Origin of the sequence: Dokdonia sp. R86516 (assembly GCF_044596715.1) — a bacterium.
Lineage (GTDB): Bacteria > Bacteroidota > Bacteroidia > Flavobacteriales > Flavobacteriaceae > Dokdonia.
In genome coordinates this window covers 2,161,697-2,185,950 of sequence record NZ_CP138998.1, presented here as the reverse complement: position 1 = coordinate 2,185,950, position 24,254 = coordinate 2,161,697, and the positions used below count along the sequence as shown (strand labels likewise).

23 protein-coding genes are annotated in these 24,254 nt (G+C 37.4%); 8 read left to right on the top strand and 15 right to left on the bottom strand.

Annotation, left to right across the window (positions count from 1 at the left end; translation table 11 throughout):
• Window positions 1-37: 37 nt before the first annotated feature.
• The 11 genes from SJY23_RS09910 to dapF form a co-directional block, all read right to left on the bottom strand.
• Window positions 38-1,156, bottom strand: a complete 1,119-nt coding sequence (locus SJY23_RS09910; protein WP_396596212.1) for an adenylate/guanylate cyclase domain-containing protein — start codon at window positions 1,154-1,156, stop codon at window positions 38-40.
• A 114-nt stretch (window positions 1,157-1,270) separates the two neighbouring features.
• Window positions 1,271-2,284 carry a DUF3667 domain-containing protein gene (locus SJY23_RS09905; RefSeq protein ID WP_396596211.1) on the bottom strand — a complete coding sequence of 338 codons (1,014 nt, stop codon included), beginning with the start codon at window positions 2,282-2,284 and terminating at the stop codon, window positions 1,271-1,273.
• A 24-nt stretch (window positions 2,285-2,308) separates the two neighbouring features.
• Entirely contained in the window at window positions 2,309-3,304 is a 996-nt protein-coding gene (locus SJY23_RS09900; RefSeq protein WP_396596210.1) for a DUF3667 domain-containing protein, read from the bottom strand.
• Between the two features lie 4 nt (window positions 3,305-3,308).
• Window positions 3,309-4,082: a diadenylate cyclase gene (locus SJY23_RS09895; protein ID WP_035334025.1), complete on the bottom strand. Its 774-nt coding sequence runs from the start codon at window positions 4,080-4,082 to the stop codon at window positions 3,309-3,311.
• Between the two features lie 215 nt (window positions 4,083-4,297).
• Window positions 4,298-4,855, bottom strand: a complete 558-nt coding sequence (locus SJY23_RS09890; RefSeq protein WP_035334026.1) for a thioredoxin family protein — start codon at window positions 4,853-4,855, stop codon at window positions 4,298-4,300.
• Window positions 4,856-5,043: 188 nt separating this feature from the next.
• The gene (gene htpG, locus SJY23_RS09885) at window positions 5,044-6,933 is read right to left on the bottom strand and encodes a molecular chaperone HtpG (RefSeq protein WP_396596209.1); all 1,890 of its coding nucleotides are present in this window, start codon (window positions 6,931-6,933) and stop codon (window positions 5,044-5,046) included.
• A 247-nt stretch (window positions 6,934-7,180) separates the two neighbouring features.
• Window positions 7,181-7,840, bottom strand: a complete 660-nt coding sequence (locus tag SJY23_RS09880) for a peptidoglycan-binding protein LysM (RefSeq protein ID WP_396596208.1) — start codon at window positions 7,838-7,840, stop codon at window positions 7,181-7,183.
• A gap of 399 nt (window positions 7,841-8,239) precedes the next feature.
• Window positions 8,240-8,890: a peptidoglycan-binding protein LysM gene (locus tag SJY23_RS09875; protein WP_396596207.1), complete on the bottom strand. Its 651-nt coding sequence runs from the start codon at window positions 8,888-8,890 to the stop codon at window positions 8,240-8,242.
• 246 nt (window positions 8,891-9,136) lie between these two features.
• Window positions 9,137-10,180, bottom strand: a complete 1,044-nt coding sequence (mltG, locus tag SJY23_RS09870; protein WP_035334032.1) for an endolytic transglycosylase MltG — start codon at window positions 10,178-10,180, stop codon at window positions 9,137-9,139.
• Window positions 10,181-10,723 (bottom strand): GNAT family N-acetyltransferase, encoded by a 543-nt coding sequence (locus SJY23_RS09865; RefSeq protein ID WP_396596206.1) that lies wholly within the window; start codon window positions 10,721-10,723, stop codon window positions 10,181-10,183.
• A complete protein-coding gene (gene dapF / locus SJY23_RS09860; RefSeq protein ID WP_396596205.1) occupies window positions 10,720-11,496 on the bottom strand; it encodes a diaminopimelate epimerase in 777 nt (258 codons plus the stop codon). The genes SJY23_RS09865 and dapF overlap by 4 nt, the downstream gene beginning before the upstream one ends.
• A gap of 129 nt (window positions 11,497-11,625) precedes the next feature.
• On the opposite strand from dapF, the gene SJY23_RS09855 reads away from it, so the two are divergent.
• The 6 genes from SJY23_RS09855 (at window position 11,626) to prfB (ending at window position 17,930) form a co-directional block, all read left to right on the top strand.
• Window positions 11,626-13,032 (top strand): trypsin-like peptidase domain-containing protein, encoded by a 1,407-nt coding sequence (locus SJY23_RS09855; RefSeq protein WP_035334035.1) that lies wholly within the window; start codon window positions 11,626-11,628, stop codon window positions 13,030-13,032.
• Window positions 13,033-13,203: 171 nt separating this feature from the next.
• On the top strand, window positions 13,204-14,646 hold the full coding sequence (locus SJY23_RS09850) for a glyceraldehyde-3-phosphate dehydrogenase (protein WP_396596204.1): 1,443 nt from the start codon (window positions 13,204-13,206) through the stop codon (window positions 14,644-14,646).
• A gap of 279 nt (window positions 14,647-14,925) precedes the next feature.
• Complete coding sequence (locus SJY23_RS09845) at window positions 14,926-15,513, top strand: hypothetical protein (protein WP_396596203.1); 588 nt, start codon at window positions 14,926-14,928, stop codon at window positions 15,511-15,513.
• A 56-nt stretch (window positions 15,514-15,569) separates the two neighbouring features.
• Window positions 15,570-16,013: a GNAT family N-acetyltransferase gene (locus SJY23_RS09840; protein ID WP_396596202.1), complete on the top strand. Its 444-nt coding sequence runs from the start codon at window positions 15,570-15,572 to the stop codon at window positions 16,011-16,013.
• Window positions 16,014-16,053: 40 nt separating this feature from the next.
• Window positions 16,054-16,731 (top strand): tRNA (guanosine(37)-N1)-methyltransferase TrmD, encoded by a 678-nt coding sequence (trmD, locus tag SJY23_RS09835; protein ID WP_396596201.1) that lies wholly within the window; start codon window positions 16,054-16,056, stop codon window positions 16,729-16,731.
• 91 nt (window positions 16,732-16,822) lie between these two features.
• Window positions 16,823-17,930, top strand: a protein-coding gene (prfB, locus tag SJY23_RS09830) for a peptide chain release factor 2 (protein ID WP_148305630.1) whose coding sequence is annotated in 2 segments (ribosomal slippage) — window positions 16,823-16,885 and window positions 16,887-17,930 — 1,107 coding nt in all. Because the reading frame shifts where the segments join, the coding sequence is not laid out codon by codon here.
• 71 nt (window positions 17,931-18,001) lie between these two features.
• On the opposite strand, the gene SJY23_RS09825 is transcribed toward prfB, so the two are convergent.
• The 4 genes from SJY23_RS09825 to SJY23_RS09810 all read right to left on the bottom strand — a co-directional run bounded on the left by SJY23_RS09825 (window position 18,002) and on the right by SJY23_RS09810 (window position 21,059).
• A complete protein-coding gene (locus SJY23_RS09825) occupies window positions 18,002-19,210 on the bottom strand; it encodes an MFS transporter (protein ID WP_396596200.1) in 1,209 nt (402 codons plus the stop codon).
• 118 nt (window positions 19,211-19,328) lie between these two features.
• Complete coding sequence (locus tag SJY23_RS09820) at window positions 19,329-19,901, bottom strand: Crp/Fnr family transcriptional regulator (RefSeq protein ID WP_299148397.1); 573 nt, start codon at window positions 19,899-19,901, stop codon at window positions 19,329-19,331.
• A gap of 61 nt (window positions 19,902-19,962) precedes the next feature.
• Window positions 19,963-20,604, bottom strand: coding sequence for a CPBP family intramembrane glutamic endopeptidase (locus tag SJY23_RS09815; protein ID WP_396596199.1), 642 nt, complete (start codon window positions 20,602-20,604; stop codon window positions 19,963-19,965).
• Complete coding sequence (locus tag SJY23_RS09810; RefSeq protein ID WP_035334043.1) at window positions 20,601-21,059, bottom strand: Lrp/AsnC family transcriptional regulator; 459 nt, start codon at window positions 21,057-21,059, stop codon at window positions 20,601-20,603. Before SJY23_RS09810 ends, SJY23_RS09815 begins: the two co-directional genes overlap by 4 nt.
• 259 nt (window positions 21,060-21,318) lie before the next feature.
• Between SJY23_RS09810 and SJY23_RS09805 the strand changes: the two genes are divergently transcribed.
• Window positions 21,319-22,533, top strand: coding sequence for an aminotransferase class I/II-fold pyridoxal phosphate-dependent enzyme (locus tag SJY23_RS09805; RefSeq protein WP_396596198.1), 1,215 nt, complete (start codon window positions 21,319-21,321; stop codon window positions 22,531-22,533).
• A 239-nt stretch (window positions 22,534-22,772) separates the two neighbouring features.
• Entirely contained in the window at window positions 22,773-24,239 is a 1,467-nt protein-coding gene (locus SJY23_RS09800) for a Na+/H+ antiporter NhaC family protein (RefSeq protein ID WP_396596197.1), read from the top strand.
• The last annotated feature ends 15 nt before the right edge of the window (window positions 24,240-24,254 follow it).

Sequence of the window (24,254 nt, the reverse complement as noted above, 5' to 3'; positions counted from 1 at the left end):
GAGCACATTTTCGCGAAAGCGCAATCATGCTTAGATCTTAATTCACATTCCCCTGCTCAAAAGTCACTAGCGACACTTCTTCTTTTTTACCTTTAAGAAGCTCATCTCCTACGGGAACGACTCGTGTAGTGCCTGGTAACTTAGGTAAAATGTTTGCAAAAGCTTTGGACGCAAGAATATCTACACCCTTCTCATTACACATGCTCTGTATACGAGCCGTTGTATTAAGTACATCTCCAGAAAAGGCAATATCACGCTTTATTTTGCCCAGTTCCCCTACCGTCACTTGGCCATAATGAAAGCCAACTTTAAAATCGGGTAAGGCGTTATAGCGCTTATAATATTTTATAGATTTCTTGTAAATCGTATTTTTCATACGATAATAGCAGCGCAAGGCATTTGCATTTTTTACGCCGTTCTTCATCTTCCAAGTGATTACAACCTCGTCACCTACGTATTGATATACCTCGCCCTTAGTTTGCATAATAGCTGGAGCGATATCATTAAAAAAGTCTTTTAAGAAATTGAAGTACTCTTGTTCGCCCAGTTTTTCGGCAATTCTGGTGGCGTCTCTAATATCTGCAAACATAAAAATGCGCGTTTCTGTTTTAGGGTGGAAATAACGCCCCATCAAATAATCTGGAAAAACGCCCGGACCATACTTATCATTAATCATCAAAATGATAAGCGTGAACAGGACTATGAATAGCCAAATAACAAAATTCTTTATAAAAATATGCTCTGTATAAAATGAGGAAACACGGTTAAAAAGTGCGTCGCTAGTTAATTGCAATCCTAAATAATCTGCATAATAGTAATAAGCTCCTACGGTGCCCACAATAAATGCAATAACTATGTAGAGTAATGTGATGTAAATAAGCGCTCTCCAGAATGCATATTTACGCAACCACAACTCCATAATATTAACGGTAAAAATACCTCCTATCAAGCCAGCCATGATGGACACTAGCAAGTTTGCCTTAAAAGAAACTTCAAAATCAAAATCTGACGTAAGTGCATCTGCAGATGATAGCGTTGCATAGTCATAAAGAAAAATAATATTTGCCACCAGCATCCACGCAAAGAGTATCCACAAGGCACGCCTTACGTAGAATAGGATCTCATTATTGGTAAATTCTTTTTTAAATAGTTTCATATATTACTTTATGCTGGGTCTAGTAAAGTACCAAATAAAGGCTCACAATCACCACTCGTTTAAGAGATTTTTATGAGAACAATATTGTTGTTACGCTTTCGCGAAAGCGAATACCTACTGAGGTCTATTTTTAATCATATCTGGAGTGATCTCTAGCTCATACTCTAAACGTTTGAGGCTGTCTTTTTTTATGGAGTCTTTGATTTTCTTTTGGCGTTCTTGTTCTTGGGCCATTTTCATAAATTTCCCTATAAAATTGCTGTCGTCTATTTCTTTTTCACCGTTTTGATTCACCTCAATTGCAGACATAAAACCCAGGGCAACTATTGGTAAGCTTAACACACAGGAAAAAACGGTAAATATTAAAAAGAAAAAAAGCGTCTTTACAAGCACACTAGCCATAGTGAGTTTAAACAATCTTTTAAGCACGTAAATAGTATAAATAAGCATTAATAAAAATACTATTACACTTAGAATATTAAGTGCAGTAGGACTCCATATAAATGCAATTTGCATTACAACACTTATCATAGAAAAGTGACTATAGACATATAAATAGATTACAAAATGCTCTACGAGATTATATTTTTTATAATTCCAAAAGATTATTTTGGACATCACCGCAAAAAATGGAATTATCAAAAACATATATAGTGATTGATTTTCCATAAAAAGGGTGGCAATACTTTCTTGAAGCTCTAGCTGCGCTTGCGGCACAGACTCATCATAAACAAGTTTTTGTGCAGTCATATAATTATCCCAAAACCAGCTTTTAAGTAAATAATAATAAACACTCGTAAAAGTAATCGCAATCGCAAAGTAGCTAAAGGCAGGAAGGTATTTCTTGCGCATTCCATTTATGTAACCACCTATCACATCTTCTGGCTGGCGAAACATTGCAACAAACGTTTTGATAAAGGAATTTTCTAGATTAAAAAATCGATCTACAAAGTCTTCTAGTAGATTACGCCACGTGAGTTTATTGTAAATACGCTTACCTCCACAGTGTGAGCAAAACCTTTGATCTAGCGCTATAAATTGCTCGCAGTTTACACAGGTATCCTTTACTTCTAGTTGGTTCTGTTTCTTTTTTAAAGCTTTTTTCTCAGCGCGAGATAACTTAGACATAGGTTGGTTTTAATATTCAAGAGATTAATTGAGCGTATCTTTTACGATTTGCACAGCTGCTTTGATACTATCTACACGTATAGAGTCCTTTGCTTTTACAGCGGCTTCTCGAGCTGCTCTGGTTAACTCTGATTGCTGTTTTACATTTGCTACAAACTCGTCAAGCATACCAGTAGCATACATAATCCCGCCCACAGCACTCATAAAAAGGCATGATAGTGGTAATAGTATGGCTAGAAATAGTATAGTTTTAAGTATAGCCTTTTCTATTGTTAAGTCAAATATTCTATAGAGTACATAAATCGTATAAATTACAGGAAATACAGTAGTCACTACTCCTAAAATCACCTGCGCCATATCTGACCAGATGAAGAGCATACCAAGCACAGACATTAAAATCTGAACCTGAGAATAGGTGTATAAATAGATGACAATATGCTCTATAAAATTATACTGCTTATAGTTCCAAAAAACCAGTTTTGAAATCACAGCATACAGCGGAATACATAGAAAACTAAAGAGACTTTGATAATCAAACACAAAGTCCATGTAATCATTCAATATTGTAGTATCAGGCGATTTGAATCCGCTAGCAAATCCATTTGAAAACTCAGAGAAACTCTCAGAATCAATAAACCAATTTCTAAAGAAAAAAGTATAGATACTCGTGATGGTAAGTGCTACAGCAAAATACCCAAATGCAGACATATACCTTTTTCTAAGACCTTCTACATAGCCATGGATTACATCTTCTGGTGCGGTAAATAATACAATAAACGTTTTTAAGAAGACATTCTCAATATTGAGAAAACGCTCTGTGAAGTCCTCTAGAAGATTACGGGTATTGAGTCTGTTATACATGCGCTTTGCTCCACAATGAGAACAGAATCGCTGGTCTAGTTGTACTGGGGTTCCGCAGTTTTTACAGTGATCAGAAACTACGAGGACATCTCTCCTTTGTTTAGCAGGCTTACTACTCTTTTTATCTATTTTGCTATTATCTGATGGTTTCTTAGACATAGCGCTACATCAATTCTTCTTCTAGTAAAATACGCAACTCATCTATGGTATCAAAGAGTACAAACTCACCATCCTTTATATAGTTAATAGCACCACTCTCTTCACTTACCACTAGGGCAAGTGCGTCTGTCTTTTCTGTAATTCCTACTGCAGCACGATGCCTAAGTCCAAAGCGTAATGGAATATTGCGTTCCTGAGTTACAGGCAAAATAACACGTGTTGCTGTTATCTTATTATCCTCAATAATCATTGCACCATCGTGTAACGTAGAGTTCTTATAAAAAACACTTTCTATAATAGGTCTGTTTACCTCAATCTCCATACGGTCTCCCGTATCTTTTACAAATTCTAGACTTGTTGCTCTCCTTATTATGATAAGTGCACCTGTCTTGGTGTTACTCATATTCTCACAAGCTCCTAGAATTGCATGAATATCTAAATTAAGAACACCTTCTTTTTTTGAAAAATTAAAATTCTTAAAGAGTCCGCCCTTCGTGAGGTTTGTGCTTCCTATGAGTAATAAAAACTTTCTAATTTCTTGTTGGAATACTACAATGAGCGCAAACATACCTACGCCTATAAACTGCCCTAGTATAGTACTAAGCATTTCCATTTTGAGAAGTACTGTGAGCTGCCAAATAAGGTAAATCACCACAATACCTATAAAGATATTTATAGCAACTGTTCCCTTAACGAGCCTGTATAAGTAAAACATCAAAGTAGCAACGAGCAAAATGTCGATACCGTCTAAGATGCGCAGATTTTCTAAAATTTCCAATAGTCTAGGATTTACGTAAAAATAGCAGAAAAAGGGAGAGCAAAAAATCTAGCACCTAAAAACTTAATTTTAAGTGGCACTACTTTGATTTTGCGGTCTTTACTTTCGGCTTACTTCTAGACTGCGACTCTAACGCTTACTGATATTTAAGAATTTTAAAAGATAAATTTATTGAATCACGCTTTCGCGAAAGCGTACTCATCCCACTACACTATTTATGATTTCCACTTGATGTTACAACCCATGCTTGGCTTTTGGAGTGTAGACTGTGGCTTGCTATTAAAAATGTTATCTAGCGCCTCTCTAAGGTCACGTCCATTTACAGGAATTCCATTACCCGGACGACTATTATCTAGCTGACCGCGATACACCAACTTATCATTAGGCCCAAAAACAAAGAAATCTGGCGTGCAGGCGGCGTCATAATTTTTTGCCACTTCTTGAGTCTCATCAAGTAGATAAGGAAAAGTAAAGCTGTTTTTACGAGCATTTTGCCACATCATCTCTGGCCCGTCTTGAGGATATGCAACTATATCATTGCTGCTTATCGCCACAAAACCAAAACCAAGCACTCGGTAATCGTTTGCTATACGCACAATCTCATCAATTACGTGCACTACAAAAGGACAGTGATTGCATATGAACATTACCACAGTACCACGTTCTCCCTTAATATCATGATAACTACACAGCTGATTTGTAACTGTATCTACAAGTTGGAATTCTGGGGCTTTTGTGCCCAGCTCGAGCATATTAGAAGGAGTAAGTGACATAATCTTTATTGTTTATTAATTGTAGTTGTTTGCACAGTAGCGAGCGAAGTTATTACCCTACTATCTCATAAGACGGTAAGCTACTTAAAAAGTTACGCTTTTATAAAATCAAAAAGCCACTTTCCATAAATGAAAAGTGGCTTTTATAAAATTTACTTCTTATTATATATAAATAATATCGAGTAAAATTATTTAATCATCTCGTAAGAACGCTTGATAAAGCTAGTAAGCTCCTCTCCTTTAAGGAGGTTTTGAGAAAGCTTTGCTAGATCAAATGATTGTGTGATTAAACGCTTTTTAGCCTCATCTGTATCTGCATTGAGTATCTCTGTAACCAGTTTGTGGTTACCATTTACTACTAGGTTGTACATCTCTGGCATATTACCAAACATATTCATACCTCCGCCACCACCGGCTTGTTGCATCTCCTTCATACGGCGCATAAACTCTGGCTGTGTGATGATAAATGGTGCAGCATTACTATCCATTGCTTCTACTTGCACCGTGTAAGACGTGTTTGCAATAGCATCTGTAATAGCTGTTTTTACAGTCTCCTTCTCATCGTCAGAGAGTTTTGAGATTTGCTCTTCGTCCTTTTTGATAAGGTTATCTATATGATCACCATCTACACGTACAAAAGTTACGTTTTCTTTGCTAGTCTCTAGCTTCTGGATTAAGTGAGATACAATAGGAGAATTTAGTAATAATACTTCATATCCTTTGTCTTTTGCGCTCTGTATGTATGAGTGCTGTGCATCTGTATCACTTGCATAAAGTACAACAGTCTTCCCGTCTTTATCTACTTGGTTTTCTTTGATTTTTGCTTCAAGCTCTTCCCAAGTAAAGAATGTATTATCTACTGTAGGGTATAGTGCAAACTTATCTGCCTTCTCAAAGAACTTATCTTCAGATAACATCCCGTACTCTATAACGAGTTTGATATCATTCCATTTTTTCTCAAAGTCTTCTCTGTCGTTATTAAAGAGTGACTTAAGCTTATCTGCCACCTTACGAGAGATGTAACCAGATATTTTCTTTACTGCTCCATCTGCCTGTAAGTAACTACGAGATACGTTAAGTGGGATGTCTGGAGAATCTATCACTCCACGTAGCATTGTTAAAAATTCTGGTACGATACCCTCTACGTTATCTGTAACAAAAACTTGGTTTTGATATAACTGTATGCGATCCTTTTGCATATTCATATCCTGCCCTAGCTTTGGGAAGTATAAGATACCTGTAAGGTTAAAAGGATAATCTACATTAAGGTGTATATTAAATAACGGCTCGTCAAAGTTTGAAGGATACAGTTCCTGGTAGAAGTTTTTATAATCTTCCTCTTCAAGGTCTGCTGGTTGCTTTGTCCAGGCTGGGTTAGGGTTGTTTATAATATTATCAACCTCTTGTGTAGGAGCTGGATCTTCTTCCTTTGCATCTTCTGGCTTAGGAAGCGTCTCTGTTTTCATACCAAACTTAATTGGCACTGGCATAAACTTGTTGTACTTAGAAAGTAGTCCCGCGATGCGTCCTTCTTCAAGAAACTCTGTACTATCTTCTGCGATGTGCAAGATAATCTCTGTACCGCGCTCTGTCTTATCTGCCGCTTCAAGTGTAAAGTTAGGACTACCATCACACGTCCAGTGTGCTGCTGGCTCATCTTTATGTGACTTTGTAATAATCTCTACCTTCTCTGCCACCATAAATGCAGAGTAAAAACCAAGACCAAAGTGCCCTATGATTCCTGTATCTTTTGCACCATCTTCATACTTGTTTAAAAACTCCTCTGCTCCAGAAAATGCAAGTTGGTTAATATACTTCTCAACCTCTTCTTGCGTCATCCCTAGACCTTGATCTATAATATGAAGCTTCTTCCCTTCCTTGTCTATTTTTACTTCTATCTGAGGATTTCCATACTCAGCTGTAGACTCACCTATAGAGGTAAGGTGTTTTAACTTAAGGGTTGCATCTGTTGCGTTTGAGATAAGCTCACGTAAGAAAATCTCGTGATCACTATATAAGAACTTCTTAATAAGCGGAAAGATATTCTCTACCGATACATTAATTTTTCCTGTTGACATGTTATATGTGTTTTGATTTGTAATAATTGTTCTTCGCTTAAAGCGAAAAAAGTACCACAACGACATAAGTGACAAACTGACATTTTGCAATCTTCTAAAGGTAGCAGCATACTTTAAATATCAGCTTACTCATCGAGAGTGACAGACTTACTGGTGTGGGTAATTACGCTTTCGCGAAAGCGCATAAAAAAACATCCAGCATCTATACGATACTGGATGTCTTATATTATTATCTAAGCTATACCTTTTAAAGACTAGCTGTTGATTTATTAATGGACGGGTATTTTACTGCTTTTACATTAGACACATCATAACCAGAAAATCGCTTCATATAGCTACGTATGTTAGTACCAAAGGCATCTGCAAAACCAATTTCTCCACCAGATCTTAAAAACTTCTTTACACTGCCAGGTCCAGCAAGGTGAGCTGCGGCAAGTATTCCAGACTCCGTCACTCGTACTCCTGCAATCCAGCGTCCTTCAAAACGCTTAATATCACGTCTAAGAACCCATTTATTACGGGAAGCATTCAATAAAAAGGCCTGTTCTTGAAGTAGCGGATCTGCTAAAAATTCTGATCCATCTGTAATACCTAGAAGATCAAGCGTAGATGCACCAAACTGGTATTTACCCAAATAACCAAAACTGTTTATCGTTAAGTAATCACCTCTCGATTCTTTAAAAGCAAGTGCTTCTTTAAAACCTGTATAATTTTTTCCGGTAAGTGGTGTGGGGTTAAAAACAAATGGAACTTCTTCAGTTTCATCAGGAAGGGCAACACTATAATCTAGAGATGTTCCATCTGTAGCGTAGTGAGTAAAATCATATGTTTCTTCAGATGCTGGGGAAAACATCAGAATACCTAACATAAAAGGTAATACAGTAACTTTAGTCAAGTTTCTTAACATAGGGTCGCTTTTCGATCGCCAAAAGGTTATAATTAAAACCTTTCTTAAGATGCTCTCTATTTCGGCGCGCAAAAATACAACTATCTTGAGTAATGAACAAGCCTCAGCGGCAAATCACCCAAAAGCACTCTTCCGTGCTCATTTACTTGTATTTACGAGGTTATTAACACCTCTCACAACACCTAATAGACTTAAAAACGCTCTCCTCTCTACAATCAATCCCACTCCAAAACGTCAATTTACACCAATAGACGATACAATAACGGTGCAAAAGTAGACCAGAAAACTTCCTCCATAACAAGACATAACACTATTTTAACATAAGGCATTCCACTATAAAGACTCTTAAATAAAGAGCAATAAAAAACCCAGACCTATTAGTGTCTGGGTTTTTAGTAATTATAAAGTAGCTTTTGCCGACGCATTAGCGGGGATAATTGATGTATCAAAGTTGCCAAAACGACTTAGATAAGATGTGAGAGGTACATTATTTGCATCTGCAAATACATCCTCACCACCAGAGTCAAGAAATTTCTTAACGTTTCCAGCTCCGCATAAATGTGCCGCAGCTATGAGACCGCTTTCGGTAACTTTATGACCTCCTATTGTTTTACCATCAAAGGCAGTGATATACTCACGTAAAACATATTTATTCTTTGCAACAAGCGCATCAAATGCACTTTCTTGCATGGCTGGAGAATTCATAAAATCTCTTGCACTGTCTACACCTACCCACTTAAGAGTAGATTGACCAAACTGGTATCTGCCTTTATAACCAAGTCTGTTTACTGCAAAATAATTACCACTGGACTCACTAAAAGCTAAAGCTTCTTTAAAGCCTATATACGATGTTCCCAAAACAGGACTATTAAATCCTCCTGGAAAATCGGGTACAAATGATTCAAGCGTAGGAGTTACAAAAGTATCTGCCTGGTTTTTGAACCACATTGCGGCTATCGCATTGCCATTATCATCTTTTACAATGAAGCCTGTAGATATTATAAATAACACAGGTAGCAATACTACTAATAGTAAATAACGTCTCTTCATATAATGAATCGAATTAAAGTTTACAATTACCGACCACTTAGTGTGATCTAATCTTTAGTAATTCTCATAAGAGCTTGCAAGCGCGGCTTGCCATTATTCTATTGTAATTAAAAGAACATATTCCTGTAACAGGAATTTTCTGTTAACCGCGCTTCTATGAGAATCACGGTAACAACTTCAATATAAGGAGGTTTAGTGTGTTAGAGATATCATTTAATACCTGTTAACATGAAAGTTAACAAGGACTTAACGATTGATGCCTTTATTGTTGATCCAGCGTCTATATGCAGCGCTATTTGCATTGTGCTGTGATAGCGTCTTAGCAAACTTGTGATATCCAAAGTTCTTCACATCTGCTACAAAATAGTAGTAGTCATGCTTTTCTGGATTGAGCACAGCTTGAATAGCTGTAACATCTGGCATAAATATTGGTCCTGGAGGAATACCTCTATTTCTATAAGTGTTATATGGAGAGTCTACTTCTAGATCTTTATAAAGTACACGCTTTATGACCATATCCCAATCATTCTTTTCCTTTTTTACAGCATAGATAACCGTAGGGTCTGCATCTAGCTTAATGCCTTTTTTAAGTCTATTAAGGTAAACTCCTGCCACTCTTGGTCTCTCGTCAGTTTTGGCAGTTTCCTTTTGCACAATGGCTGCTATCGAGTATACTTCTTGCGGAGTTAGATTAAGCGCTTCGGCTTTGGCTAATCTCGTGGCGTTCCAGAATTTTTTATACTCACTGAGCATTCTTGCTCTAAAATCCTCTGCACTTGTGTTCCAGAAAAACTCGTAGCTATTAGGGATATACATAGTGAGTGCAGTGTCATTATTAAAGTCATGTTCTCTCAAGAAGTTTGTATCTAGCATTGCCGTAATAAGCGATGTACTGTCTGCTTCTATTTGGGTTGCTACCCTACCGGCCATATCTTGTAAACGTTCTTGATTATTAAAAGCCACTTTTACAGGTGTGTTTTTAATACGTATGGTATTGATGATCTCATTATTACTCATCCCTTTCTTTATAATGTAATGACCAGGCCTCACGTTATCATTATATCCTTTCTTTTCGGCTACAGTAATAAAGGAATCCTCGTCTTTTAAAAGCGGCGAGAGATCTGCAACCACATCATTAAAAGCAGATCCTGTTGCAATGTATAAATGCGCGCGATCATTATTAAACGCAGTGTTGTCAGAAAAAATAGAAGTGTATACTGTGTAAGCAAATACGCCTCCTATAACAATGCCTATGGCAACTATAAGTAGTAAAATCTTTTTAATGTACATCTAGAATATGTGTTGGTATAGTAATTCGTTTATATATGATTCTTTTCCTGTAGTGAGACTGCGTTTACGTCTCCACTGTTTTTTAATACCTATTAACTCAAAACCTGCTTTTTCAAATAGTGAGATACTTGCCTTATTATCCTCTTCTATATTAGCATACAGTTGGTGTAAATTAAGATGTGTATTGCAGTAATTTTTGAGAAGACTTATACTCTCTGTGGCATAGCCTTTTCTTTTGTGTTCTTCACCAGCAATTACAATACCTATGCCTGCTCTTAAATTATGTGGATCAAAATCAAATACATCAATAAGACCTACAAAACCATGCGAAGTACTATCACATATTACTAAACGCAGTTGACGTACGTCAAAGATATCACGGTGACTATTTGCTAAGTATTCCTTAAGCACATATTTTGAAAATGGAACAAGTGTCTCCCCCACACTCCATAAACCTTCATCATTTTCCACACGATACACGTGATCAATATCTTCTGGTTCTAGTGCTCTTAAATAGCAGTGGGTTCCTTGCAATGTCTTCATTGCCATTCTCCTTTAAAAACAAATGTTGCAGGACCTATTAAATAGATATTAGAATACCCATCATTAGTTTTCTCAAACTGTACAGACAGTTTCCCACCTTGTACATCTAGCGCTACTTTATTGCTAGTGGTTAAGCCATTTGTATGTGCTGCGATTGCAACAGCTGTCACTCCTGTCCCACAGCTCAACGTTTCATCCTCTACTCCACGCTCATAGGTGCGCACTGCAAAATGAGCATTATCTAATTGCTGTACAAAGTTTATATTACTTCCCGCTTCACCATATAAACTACCGTAACGCACTGCTGCTCCTTCTACTTTTACGTTTACTTTTTCTACATCATCTACCATTGCAATATGATGTGGAGAGCCTGTGTCTAAAAATGTGTAAGCAGCATCTTTCTTAATTTCGGATACATCCTGCATTTTCAGCTGCACAGTATCACCTTCTATGCTTGCCTCGTGTAAACCATCTATCGCTTCAAAGGTTGCCTTGTTTTCTATGATAGATAACGCTTTCGCGAAAGCTACCAAGCAGCGTCCACCATTACCACACATGCTACTTTCATTACCATCTGCATTATAGTACACCATTCTAAAATCTGCCGAAGGATGATTTTCTAACAGCATTAATCCATCTGCTCCTATGCCAAACTTTCTGTCACAGAGCTTTGAGATGAGTTTGGTATCATCTTTGGGAAAGTATTGAGTACGGTTATCTATGATTACAAAATCATTACCAGTACCTTGATATTTTGAAAATGGGATTGTCATTTTTAATGCTTTATTACGACAAAAATAGCAAATCTCGATTTCGTTTCTCGTGTTAAATGGCAGTTAAATAGAAACCGTAGAAATACTAAATTTTTAATTTTAACGATTATTGATTAAATGCAACGGACTATGAAAAAAATCGCAGGAACACTTTTAATCGCCGTACTAGCAGGCGCAATAACGCTAGGATCATATAAACTTTTTATTGAGGAGCCAGTACAAGTAGCTTCTTACCCTACCCAGATAGATAATACACCTACCTATAAACCGGTCAATTATGAAGCACTCACTGCTGCTGCAAGTGGTGTAGACTTTACAGAAGCTGCCGAAAGAACGGTAAACGGAGTTGTACACGTTAAAAACGTACAAGAATATAGACAGCCTCGTAATATGATGGAATATCTGAGAGGAGGCGGCCAGGCAAACAAAGGCATTGTAGGTGCAGGTAGTGGAGTTATCATCTCTGGCGACGGCTTTATTATCACAAACAACCACGTGATAGATGGCGCTACAGAGGTTGAGGTAACTTTAAATAATAACAAAACCTTTATGGCAGAAGTGGTAGGTAAAGACGCCAAGGCAGATATTGCTATCTTAAAAATAGACGCGGGTGAAGAACTGCCATATATTCCCTTTGGCGATAGTGATGGCACAAAAGTAGGAGAATGGGTACTTGCCGTAGGAAATCCATTTAATTTAACCTCAACAGTAACTGCAGGGATTGTGTCTGCAAAAGCTCGTGATATAGATGAACGCGATGCAAACTACCAGTCTTTTATACAAACAGATGCAGCTATTAATCCTGGTAACAGCGGTGGAGCTTTGGTTAATATCTTTGGTGAGTTGATTGGTATCAACACTGCGATCACCTCACAAACGGGATCTTACGTAGGATACGCATTTGCCGTACCTTCAAACAACGCTCGTAAGATTATGGAAGACATCATGCAATTTGGTTCTGTACAAAAAGGAATCTTAGGAGTAAGTGGTGGTACACTCACTGCAGAAATTGCCGAAGCAGAAAACCTAAAAACTGCCGAAGGTTTTTATGTAGCTGGTGTAGAGTTTGAAAGTGGCGCAGAAAAAGCAGGATTAAAGACTGGAGATATTATTAAGAAATTAGACAATATTAATATTACAAAATTTTCTGATCTTACTGGATATATCAATTCAAAGAGACCTGATGATGTTGTTCAGGTTGAAATATTAAGAGACGATACTAAAATGACATTACCTGTCAAATTAATAAAGTCAATCACTTTTGATATCGAACGACTAGGCATACAAGTTAAAAATGCTTCACCAAAAGATCTTGCAAAGTATAAAGCCAAAAATGGCGTAGTAATAAGCCAGACGCTCACAGAAGCTATGAAACGTTATAGAATTGAAGGTCTCGTAATCTCAGAGATAGATGACGTGATGGTAAACTCTATTGATGATGTAAAAAACATTTTTAAGAACAAAAGTGTAAATGAGCCTGTAAGTATCGTTTTTGTAGATCGAAAAGGAGAACGCAACCGTTTTATCTTCGATTAATCAATACACACTTAAAAGTGAATGACCCTTCCATACTGGAGGGGTTATTTTTTTACATTAAATTCAATCACGAAATCGTTTGCGTACCCACTTAAAATATATACTTTTGCCGAAAATTTAAGTGAATTTACATTTTCGTAAAACCAAAACAAACCTTTTAACTACATCGTAATGAGTCAATCAGAAACGTACGAAAAAGAACTATCCTTTCAAGCAGATCGCCGTAGAGCAACTGTAGAGTTTATTAAAATTGCTAGTGATTTATGGTACGACAACGCCATAGAACTTGTAGTATTTAGAAATCAAGTAATGGATCGCAACGTGAGTCAGATTCTAGATTTACACGAGTATGCAGGTGCCTTTGTAGGGAAGCCTATCTCCATTTTTGATAGTGTTGAAATTGCAGAAGCAATCAAGCAACTTAACCTTCCTCCATCTAAGTTAGATATAGGTAAACTTACTTATGAGTATCACCTAGAGGATAATGCAAATGCAACTAGTTTTGTAGCGCAGCGCTTAAAGCCTGCCGAAAATGTAACTCCTATCGAGCCTAAGGATGTTGTTCTTTACGGTTTTGGACGCATAGGTCGTCTTGTTGCAAGAGAGTTAATGACTCGCACTGGTAAAGGTAGTCAGCTACGTCTTAGAGCTGTAGTTACCCGTGGTGTTGTAGATCAAACTGTACTTGAAAAAAGAGCAAGTCTTCTTAAAAGTGATTCTGTACATGGTGACTTTACTGGAACTGTGTCTATAGATGTAGAAAACAAAGCACTTATTATTAATGGTACTACGGTAAACTTCATTAGTGCAAATGCACCAGAAGATATCGACTATACTGCCTATGGGATAAACGATGCGCTGGTTATTGATAATACTGGAGCCTTCCGTGATAAAGAACAGTTAAGTAGACATTTAGTAAGCAAAGGAGCTGCTAAAGTACTTCTTACTGCTCCTGGAAAAGGGATTCCTAACATTGTACACGGTGTAAACCACCTAGAGAATAACCCAGATGAAATCAATATTTTCTCTGCGGCTTCTTGTACTACAAATGCTATCACTCCTATTCTTAAAGCGATTGATGACACATTAGGTGTACAAACTGGACACCTAGAGACAATACACGCATATACTAACGATCAGAATCTAGTTGATAACATGCACAGCAAGTACCGTAGAGGTCGTGCTGCTGCACTTAACATGGTTATTACAGAAACTGGTGCTGGAGCTGCAGTAAGTAAAGCGCTTCCACATTTTGAAGGGAAACTTACCTCAAATGCGATACGCGTTCCTGTGCCTAACGGTTCACTTGCGATACTTAATCTAGAACTCAATAAGAAAACAAGCATAAAGGGAATCAACACGCTTCTTAAAAAATATGCGCTTGAAGGAGCTCTTGTAGAGCAAATCAAGTATTCTATTGATAACGAACTCGTATCTAGCGACATCATAGGATCATCTGCTCCTAGTATTTATGATAGTAACGCTACAATAGTACGTAAGGACGGTAAAAACGTTGTGCTTTACGTTTGGTATGATAACGAGTATGGGTATAGCCATCAAGTTATACGCCTTGCTAAGTACATTGCAAAGGTGCGCAGATTTACATATTACTAGGATTATACTTGTAGGTGTTACGCTTTCGCGAAAGCGTGATGTAAAAACAAGATAGTTTACTAGTAAGTAATCTTGAGAACACACATAAAGCCACCTCCCGAGGTGGCTTTATCATTAAAATAACTAACGTCAAAATGCCTTGCAAAAAGTTAAAGTGATTAAGATGATTCTTAATTTTTAATAAAAAAGTCCAAAAGCTATATTTTGACGTATTTTTGTAAACCGAGGCAAGCATTAAAGCTATATTTTAGCCGCAATTATATTTAAACAACAACCTATATGAGATTTTTTACCAAAGCACTTGCTTTTATATTCCTCCTGTCATTTTCTGTGTCACAGGCTCAAGATGCTACCAAAACAATAGACGAACAATTTACCGAAGTCATTGAAGGTTCAAATAACTACCAGCAATTTAAAGTTATTGAAAAGGTAAAAATGAATCGCTTGCAACAAAATGCAAAGGCACGTATTGATGTATTACAAACAGAAATAGAAAATCTAAAGTCTGAAATGAATAAGCAGCAAACAGCTGCCTCAAAAGTAAGCGCCGACTTAGAAAAAATACAGCTCACGCTTGCAGAAACAGAAGAAGAAAAAGATTCTATAAACTTCTTTGGGATCCAAATGAGTAAAGGAAGTTACCAGACTATGATGTGGAGCATTATTGGTCTTTTATTACTTGGACTTGTATTTTTTATATACAAGTTTAGAAGTAGTAACGTTCTTACTAAAGAAGCACAACATAAGCTTGATGAAACAGAGGTTGAGTTTGATGAGTACCGTCGTAAGGCACTAGAAAAAGAACAAAAATTAGGACGCCAGCTTCAAGACGAGCGCAACAAAGCACTTAAGTCTGCAAAAGGATAGTCTGCTTATTTTTAAGAAAATCAAAAAATCTGTACTTTGTAGTACAGATTTTTTTTATGCATATACGCAAAGCAACTTTACAAGATTTAGATATCATAACGCCACTGTTTGACGGGTATAGGCAATTCTATAGGCAAGCTTCAAACCTGGAAGGAGCAAGCGTATTTTTGAAAGAAAGGCTTACAAATAAAGAGAGCACTATTTTCATAGCCTTTTATGACAGAGAAGAAACGGAAGCCGTAGGATTTACTCAACTTTATCCGCTTTTCTCATCAGTGAGTATGGAGCAAATGATGCTGCTTAATGATTTATATATATCTCCTGCGCACCGTGGAAAAGGTATAGGTACATTACTCATAAACAGTGCAAAAGAACTATGCTTATCATTAAAGCAAAAAGGCATCGTTTTACAAACAGAGACTACAAACCCTGCTCAACAACTTTATGAGCGCCTAGGATTTAATAAAGACCCCGATTTACATTACTTTTGGGCTCGCTAGTATAATACCCCAATTACAATAGCTCAACCTTATTAAGATTATGAGAATAGATATCATTACCGTTGTACCAGATTTACTTAAAAGCCCTTTTGAAGCTTCTATCATGCAGCGCTCAATTGCAAAAGGATTAGTAGATGTGCAGTTTCATAATCTACGTGATTACACAGATACAAATTATAAGCAAGTAGACGACTACCAGTTTGGTGGTGGTGCAGGAATGGTGATGCAGATTGAGCCTATAGATAAATGTATCTCTAAGCTCAAATCTGAGCGTGATTATGATGAGGTGATCTATATGACTCCAGATGGTGAGACACTAGACCAAGGGATGGCAAATACCATCTCTCTCAAAGGAAATATCATCATTTTGTGCGGTCATTATAAAGGAGTAGACCAGCGTGTGAGAGATCATTTTATTACCAAGGAAATCTCTATAGGAGACTACGTACTAAGCGGTGGAGAGCTAGGTGCACTTATACTCTGTGATGCGGTGATACGTTTAATTCCTGGGGTGCTAGGTAATGAGACTTCGGCGCTTACAGATAGTTTTCAAGATGGATTACTCGCTCCACCTATTTACACACGCCCAGCAGATTATAATGGCTGGAAAGTTCCTGAGATTTTAACGAGTGGTAACACTCCTAAAATTGAAGAATGGCGAGAAGAACAAGCATATATAAGAACAAAAGAAAGAAGACCAGACTTACTAGATGAGTAATGAGTACGCTTTCGCGAAAGCGTAAAAACCCACATTCTCAACACCTAGAAGTTTATAGCATTTTAAATTACATACCCAGCAAGGGAAGCATATGATTACAACAGACCACATAAAATCACTCCAAGAGCGCGTAGACGGCTTAAGGAGATATCTTTGACGTAGATCGCAAACGCATCGAGATACAAAACGAAGAAGAAAAAACCTTTGACCCTAATTTCTGGAACGACCCAAAAGAGGCTGAAGCCTTTATGAAAACCTTACGTTCTAAAAAGAAATGGGTAACAGATTATGAGGAGGCTCAAACCTTTGTAGAAGACCTAGAGGTGCTCTATGAATTTGCAAAAGAAGGCGAAGCTCCAGAAGAAAATGTACAAGCACGCTATGAGAAAGCGGCTAGTTTTATAGAAGATATCGAGTTTAGAAATATGCTCTCAGAAGAGGGTGATGAGCTAAGCTGTGTCTTACAGATTACCGCTGGTGCGGGTGGCACAGAGAGTTGCGACTGGGCATCTATGCTTATGCGTATGTACTTAATGTATGCAGAAAAACAAGGCTGGAAGGTAAAAGAGCTTAACTTTCAAGAAGGTGATGTAGCGGGTATAAAAACGGTATCGCTAGAGATAGAAGGTGAGTTTGCCTTTGGCTGGCTTAAAGGTGAAAACGGTGTACACAGACTGGTGCGCATCTCCCCTTTTGACAGTAATGCGAAGCGTCATACCTCATTTGCCTCGGTATATGTGTATCCACTTGTAGATGATAGTATTGAGATAGAACTCAATCCAGCAGACTATGATATTGTGACGGCAAGATCTTCTGGTGCTGGAGGGCAAAATGTAAATAAGGTGGAGACTAAGGTCCAACTTACCCACCACCCTACGGGTATACAAATCTCTTGTTCTGACTCGAGATCGCAACACGATAACCGTGCAAAAGCGTTACAGATGCTACGTTCTCAATTATACGAGCTAGAACTACGCAAGCAAATGGAAGCCCGTAACGCGATAGAAGCAGATAAGAAAGCCATTGAGTGGGGATCACAAATACGCAATTACGTATTACATCCTTACAAACTTGTAAAAGACGTACGCACCGCTGTAGAGACGGGTAACACTGATGCTGTACTAGATGGTAACATAGACCTCTTCTTAAAAGGTTACCTAATGATGATGGGACAAGAAGAAGCGAGTGATGAGCTCTAAAGAATATGAAGTATAATTAAAAAAGCCAATCTTTCGATTGGCTTTTTTTCTAATATATAGACTTATGACTTCTATATTTTTTCTTTTTTAAATAAAACTAAGGTTAATAAGAACCCTACAATTACAAGAATACCTCCTACCCAAGGCGTTGCTGCGACACCTGGATCAGATTCCACTACCATTCCGCCTACATAAGCACCAATGGCTATACCAACATTAAATGCTGCGATGTTTAATGCTGAGGCTACATCTTCGGTTCCTGGCAAGTATTTTTCGGCCATTTTTACCACATATAATTGCAATGCAGGTACGTTTGAAAAAGCAAGTATTCCCATAAAAAATAAGGTTACTATGGCAAAAGTCTGACTTGAAGCCGTGAAGTACAATACAAACAACACAATGGCTTGTAATGCAAACATCACCAATAATGCTTTGCCTGGTTTATTGTTTGAAACTTTACCGCCTACAATGTTTCCTATAGCTATTGCAATCCCATAGATTAAAAGAAATATACTAGTCATATCTGAAGAGAAGCCGGTCACTTTTTCTAACAATGGTGTTAAGTAAGTAAATGTGACAAACGTACCTCCATAACCAAATGCAGTAATGGCAAGCACCAATAAAATAGACGGATTTTTAATCACTTTTAATTGGTCTACTAATCTTAATGGAGCCGATTGTTTGATGTTTTTAGGAACCAAAACTAGACTTGCTATTGCTCCTATTAATCCTAATACTGCGACACCAATAAATGTTGCCCTCCATCCAAAATTCTGACCGATGTAAGTACCCAAAGGCACACCAGTTACAATTGCCACAGTAAGACCTGCAAACATTATAGAAATGGCAGTTGCTCTTTTGTCTTTTGGCACCAAACTAGCGGCAATGGTAGACCCAATTGAAAAGAATACACCGTGTGCAAAACCTGTCACGACTCTTGATAAGAGTAACAATTCAAAACTAGGTGAAATTGCTGCTAAACCATTACCAATGATGAAAAGCAACATAATGCCCAACAATAATTGTTTCCTTGGAATTTTACCAGTTAAAGCAGTCAATATGGGTGCACCTATGGCTACCCCAATAGCATAAAGGCTTACTAATAATCCTGCTGATGTTAATGATGTACCTAGGTCATTTGCAACTGTAGACAGCAGCCCTACAATTACAAATTCTGTTGTACCTATCGCAAAGGCACTTATAGTCAATGCCCATAGAGCAGCTGGTAGACTCTTCTTTTTAGTGACCGTTGTATGACTATCTATCGTTGTTGTTTTCATAATAATTTGTTTTTAATTGTTGGATACAAAATTCTATGAAAACAAAGGGGTGTACGAGGACATACCTCACAGTTTTAATGTGAGGTAGATCAATATAAAAATGTGATTTAGATCACTTTTAGCTATTAAAACGACTTAAAGTCTCTCTGGAAACGCCTAAATAGGAAGCTATTAATTTTTTAGGCACGCGCTGTATTAAAGCAGGTAGTTTAGTAATTAGGTATTGATACCTATCTTCTGCAGTCATAGTCAGTAATGACAACACTCTTTTTTGCAGGTTTATATAACCGTGATTTGATTTAACTCTAAAGAAATTAGCAACAGCCGGTACTGCAAGACAAATCTTCTCCCTATCTTCTAATGACAAGCAGAAAAATTCAGAATCTTCTAGACAATCTACAAATATAGTTCCTGGTTCTTGATGCTGAAAAGCACAGTGATCACTCACCCAGTATTTCTCCATTGCAAACTGGAGAATGTGTTCTTTGCCTTTATCGTCTATGTGATAGGCTTTCACAAGGCCATTAATAATCCAGTATTCAAAATCGACAGCCTGCCCTGCTTGAATTAAAAATTGATGCTTTTTTAATGTTTTAAAATGAAAGTGTGGCTCAATAAAATTCCATTCTTCATCTGTCAACGAGTATAACTCTTCAAAATGTTGTCTTAGTGAATGAAACTTGTTTTCCATAGTTCAAAATTACACTATTTACTAGAATCTTAATTAAAGATAAATGCTCATTTCCCATAGATTAACACGCCTCCATCCCTGGGAAGGCAAGCATCTGCCCCATCCCTACTGTAAATAACCAGTTACCGTATAAAGCATGCTCTATAGAAACCAGTGTGGTAGATCTTGTTTTCTTAAAGGTATAAGCAAATAATAACCCGCCTAAAAAAGTAAGCACAATCACTAAAGTGTTACGTAAAAACAAGTGCGCCATTGCAAACACAATAGCGTTTACCACAATAAGTAATCGCTTGTCTTTAAAGAAACTGCCATAACGATTAAAGAAAAAGGTTCTATAAATCACTTCTTGTGGCCATACAGATAAGAAGGTGTACACTAGCAATATCATCACCCATAATTTTGGGTTGCTCTGTGGTACACAAAACAAGCTAGAAGGCTGTAATATATACACGTAAATGGTAGTAACAATAGCTATAACAACAAGCTTCACAGCTGTCTCCTTAAAAAAAGACAGCCAGTTTATTGACCGCTCAACCTTAAACTTTACTGCCTTACTTCTATAAAGCATCACCAGTAAATATGTAAAACCTATTAAAACCGAAGCTACCTTGACCTTAAAGTCATAGGGTAATAATAGACTTAATGGTAGTATTATGAATAATATAAAAAACTCTGTGAGTACATAATACTTACCATTCATCATACCGTGATTGTTGTAGTGTTTTTCACCTCGCTTATAGTAAACGAGCTCTGTGTACTCCCTATATACTTAAGCGTAGTAAGCTTGGTTACCATAAAATTACGAAAATGCTCCATATCTCTTACCAGCACTTTGAGTAAATAATCATAGTCACCACTTACGTGAAAACACTCTAGCACCTCATCTAGCGCGGTCACCTCTTTTTCAAAAGAGTCTATTGCATTTTGAGCGTGCTTCTCTAGCTTTACGTGGCAAAACACCTGAAAACCTAGCCCTACGATATCCTTATTAACAAGTGTAATATACTGTGCAATCACTCCAGAGCGCTCCATCTTTTTTACACGCTCATAAATAGCAGTTACAGAGAGATTAAGCTTTGCAGAAAGCTCTTTATTTGTGATTTTGGCGTCCTGTTGTAGGAAACGCAATATCTTTTTGTCTATCTCGTCTAGTTTCATATTAGAAAAATTATCAGTGAGGGTTATTATTTTACGCTTTCGCGAAAGCTAAATTCTAATTTTAATCAAAAATACAGTTTTAAAATCTATAATCAACCTCTTCTGTTGACTATAAATCTACAATCACATACATTTACTAAACATAATTACAAGCTCCCCAGCTTAATAATTAAATGATAATTACATTGATCCTATAATTCTAACAACCAATGTGCTTGAACACCGAAACAGGTTTCAATTACAAAAACCGATATCAACCATGAAATTTAAACCCGCAAACGAGATTCAAGATTTACAGTATTTTGGAGAATTTGGAGGAGTAAATCCTTCTATTTCAGATAGCTCAACCTACACTTTTTTATCGGCAAAAACAATGTTTGACACCTTTGAAGGTAATGCAGATGGATGTTATTTATACTCGAGACACAGCACTCCATCAAACTTATATCTGGGTGCAGCTCTTGCCGCAATGGAAGGAACAGAAACGGCAAACGTTGCCGCCAGTGGTATGGGAGCCATTACCCCTGTATTACTACAACTCTGTGAAGCTGGAGATCACATCGTCTCTAGCCGTACTATCTACGGTGGAACGTATGCATTCTTAAAGAATTTTGCACCAAGGTTAGGTATCACTACTAGTTTTGTAGACATCACAAACCTTGAGGTAGTGGAGGCTGCTATTACAAAAGACACAAAAGTTTTATACTGTGAGTCTGTTAGTAATCCGCTTTTAGAAATTGCAGATATTGCAGCACTTTCAGCAATTGCCAAAAGGCATAACTTGAAACTTGTGGTAGATAATACGTTCTCTCCACTTTCTATTTCTCCCGTGCAACACGGAGCAGATGTGGTGATACACAGTCTTACTAAATTTATAAACGGTTCTTCTGACACCGTAGGTGGTGTAGTGTGCGGTACACAAGAATTTATAGATGCGTTACGCAATGTAAATGACGGAGCAAGTATGTTACTAGGGCCAACAATGGATAGTTTACGCGCTGCTTCTGTTCTTAAAAATTTACGCACTCTGCACATACGTATGATGCAACACAGTCACAATGCAATGTATCTCGCAGAGCGTTTTGAAAAGTTAGGATTAAGAACGGTTTATCCAGGGCTTCCTTCTCACCCAAGCCATGAAGTGTTTAATAGACACATGAACGAAAAATATGGTTACGGCGGTATGCTTACAGTAGATGTAGGATCACTAGATAAGGCAAATGCACTTATGGAGTTAATGCAAGAAAAGAACCTAGGTTACCTAGCCGTGAGTTTAGGATTTTATAAAACACTTTTTAGCGCACCAGGAACTTCTACTTCATCAGAAATTCCAGAAGACGAGCAAGCAGCTATGGGACTTACAGATGGTCTCATAAGGTTCTCAATAGGCCTTGATGCAGATATAGAACGTACTTATGAGATGATGAAATCTTGCATGGAAGAGATAGGAGTTTTACAATCTGTAGTGGCATAACTTTTTTCAATTTTGTTGATATGCGAGGGTAAAGAACTACAGCTTTATCCTCGCTTTTTTTTAAGAGACTTATTCTAAACACATTAGAACCAAGTAATTTGTGATAACTCAATAAGATAGCACTTTGAGTTATATTTATTTTTAAATCATATAAGATCTCACATCGCTGGTTTTTGCGCATACACCTTGCAGAATACCACCTATTATTGTAACATTACGGGTAGAAATCGCACACTCTCATGAACAAAGAACTGGAAGACCAAAAAAACCACCATATTGTTAACAATCGTGAATTAAATTTATGGGAGTCACTTATTCCAGTGGTAATACTCATGGGGCTTTTGGCTTATAACATTTTCTTTAAAGATGGTGAGTGGCTTGGTGAGTATTCTAATCAATACATCCTTCTTATGGGTGGAGCTGCTGCTGCAGTGGTAGGCTTTCTTAATAAATCTACCTTAAGAATTATGCTTGCCGAAGTTTGGGAAAATCTCAAAAGTGTCTTTGTACCCATCATGATTTTGTTTCTCGTAGGAGCTCTAGCTGGTAGTTGGCTTGTGAGTGGTATCATACCAGCTATGGTATATTATGGCCTTCAGGTTTTAAATCCTACTATCTTTTTACCAGCCTCAGTCATTATTGCTGCCATTATCTCCATTGCAACAGGAAGTTCTTGGACTACCTCTGCCACCGTAGGTATTGCATTAATTGGAATAGGTCAAGCATTGGGTATAGATGCAGGTATGATAGCCGGAGCGGTGATTTCTGGTGCATACTTTGGTGATAAAATGTCACCACTAAGTGATACGACTAACCTAGCCCCAGCAATGGCAGGTACAGACTTATTTACACACATAAAGTACATGACACTTACAACGGTACCTACAATTGTAATTACACTTATTGTTTTTATCATCATAAGTTTAAGTATAGACACTACTGGTACTGCAGATATCACTGCACTCCTAAGTGTTATTGATGACACCTTTAATATCACTCCACTCCTATTTATTGTTCCAGGAGTTGTGATTGCACTCATTGTAACAAAAACAAAACCATTAATTGCCTTAGGAGTAGGGGTTATTCTTGCAGCAGTGTTTGCTTACATTTTTCAGCCAGACATTTTAAACATACTATCTACTTCAAAAACAGATGCTATTCTCACTGCTATCTGGACAGATACCGCTATCGAAACGCCTAACGAAACACTGAACGAGCTTTTTAGTTCAGGAGGAATACTTGGTATGCTATGGACAATATTACTTATTTGTTGCGCCATGGTTTTTGGAGGAATTATGGATGGTATAGGAGCATTAGCTCGTATTACCAAAGCATTATTAAGTGTGGCAGATACCGTTTTTGGACTTTTTGCTAGTACAGTGATTTCTTGTCTTGGTCTCAATGCTATTGCTTCAGACCAATATCTTGCGCTTGTCATCCCTGGTAAAATGTTTAAGAAAGCCTATGAAGACAAAGGTCTTGCTCCAGAAAACCTATCTCGCACACTAGAAGATTCGGGAACTGTTACCTCCGTACTGATACCTTGGAATACTTGCGGTGCTTATCAAAGTACCGTTTTAGGTGTAGGCGTAGCGGAGTACATTACATTTGCCATTTTTAATTGGCTCTCACCTTTTATGACACTTCTCTTTGCCGGGTTTAATATTAAAATCAGGCAAATAAAGAATGCTCGTTCGGCGGCTTAATGTTAGAATTATTTT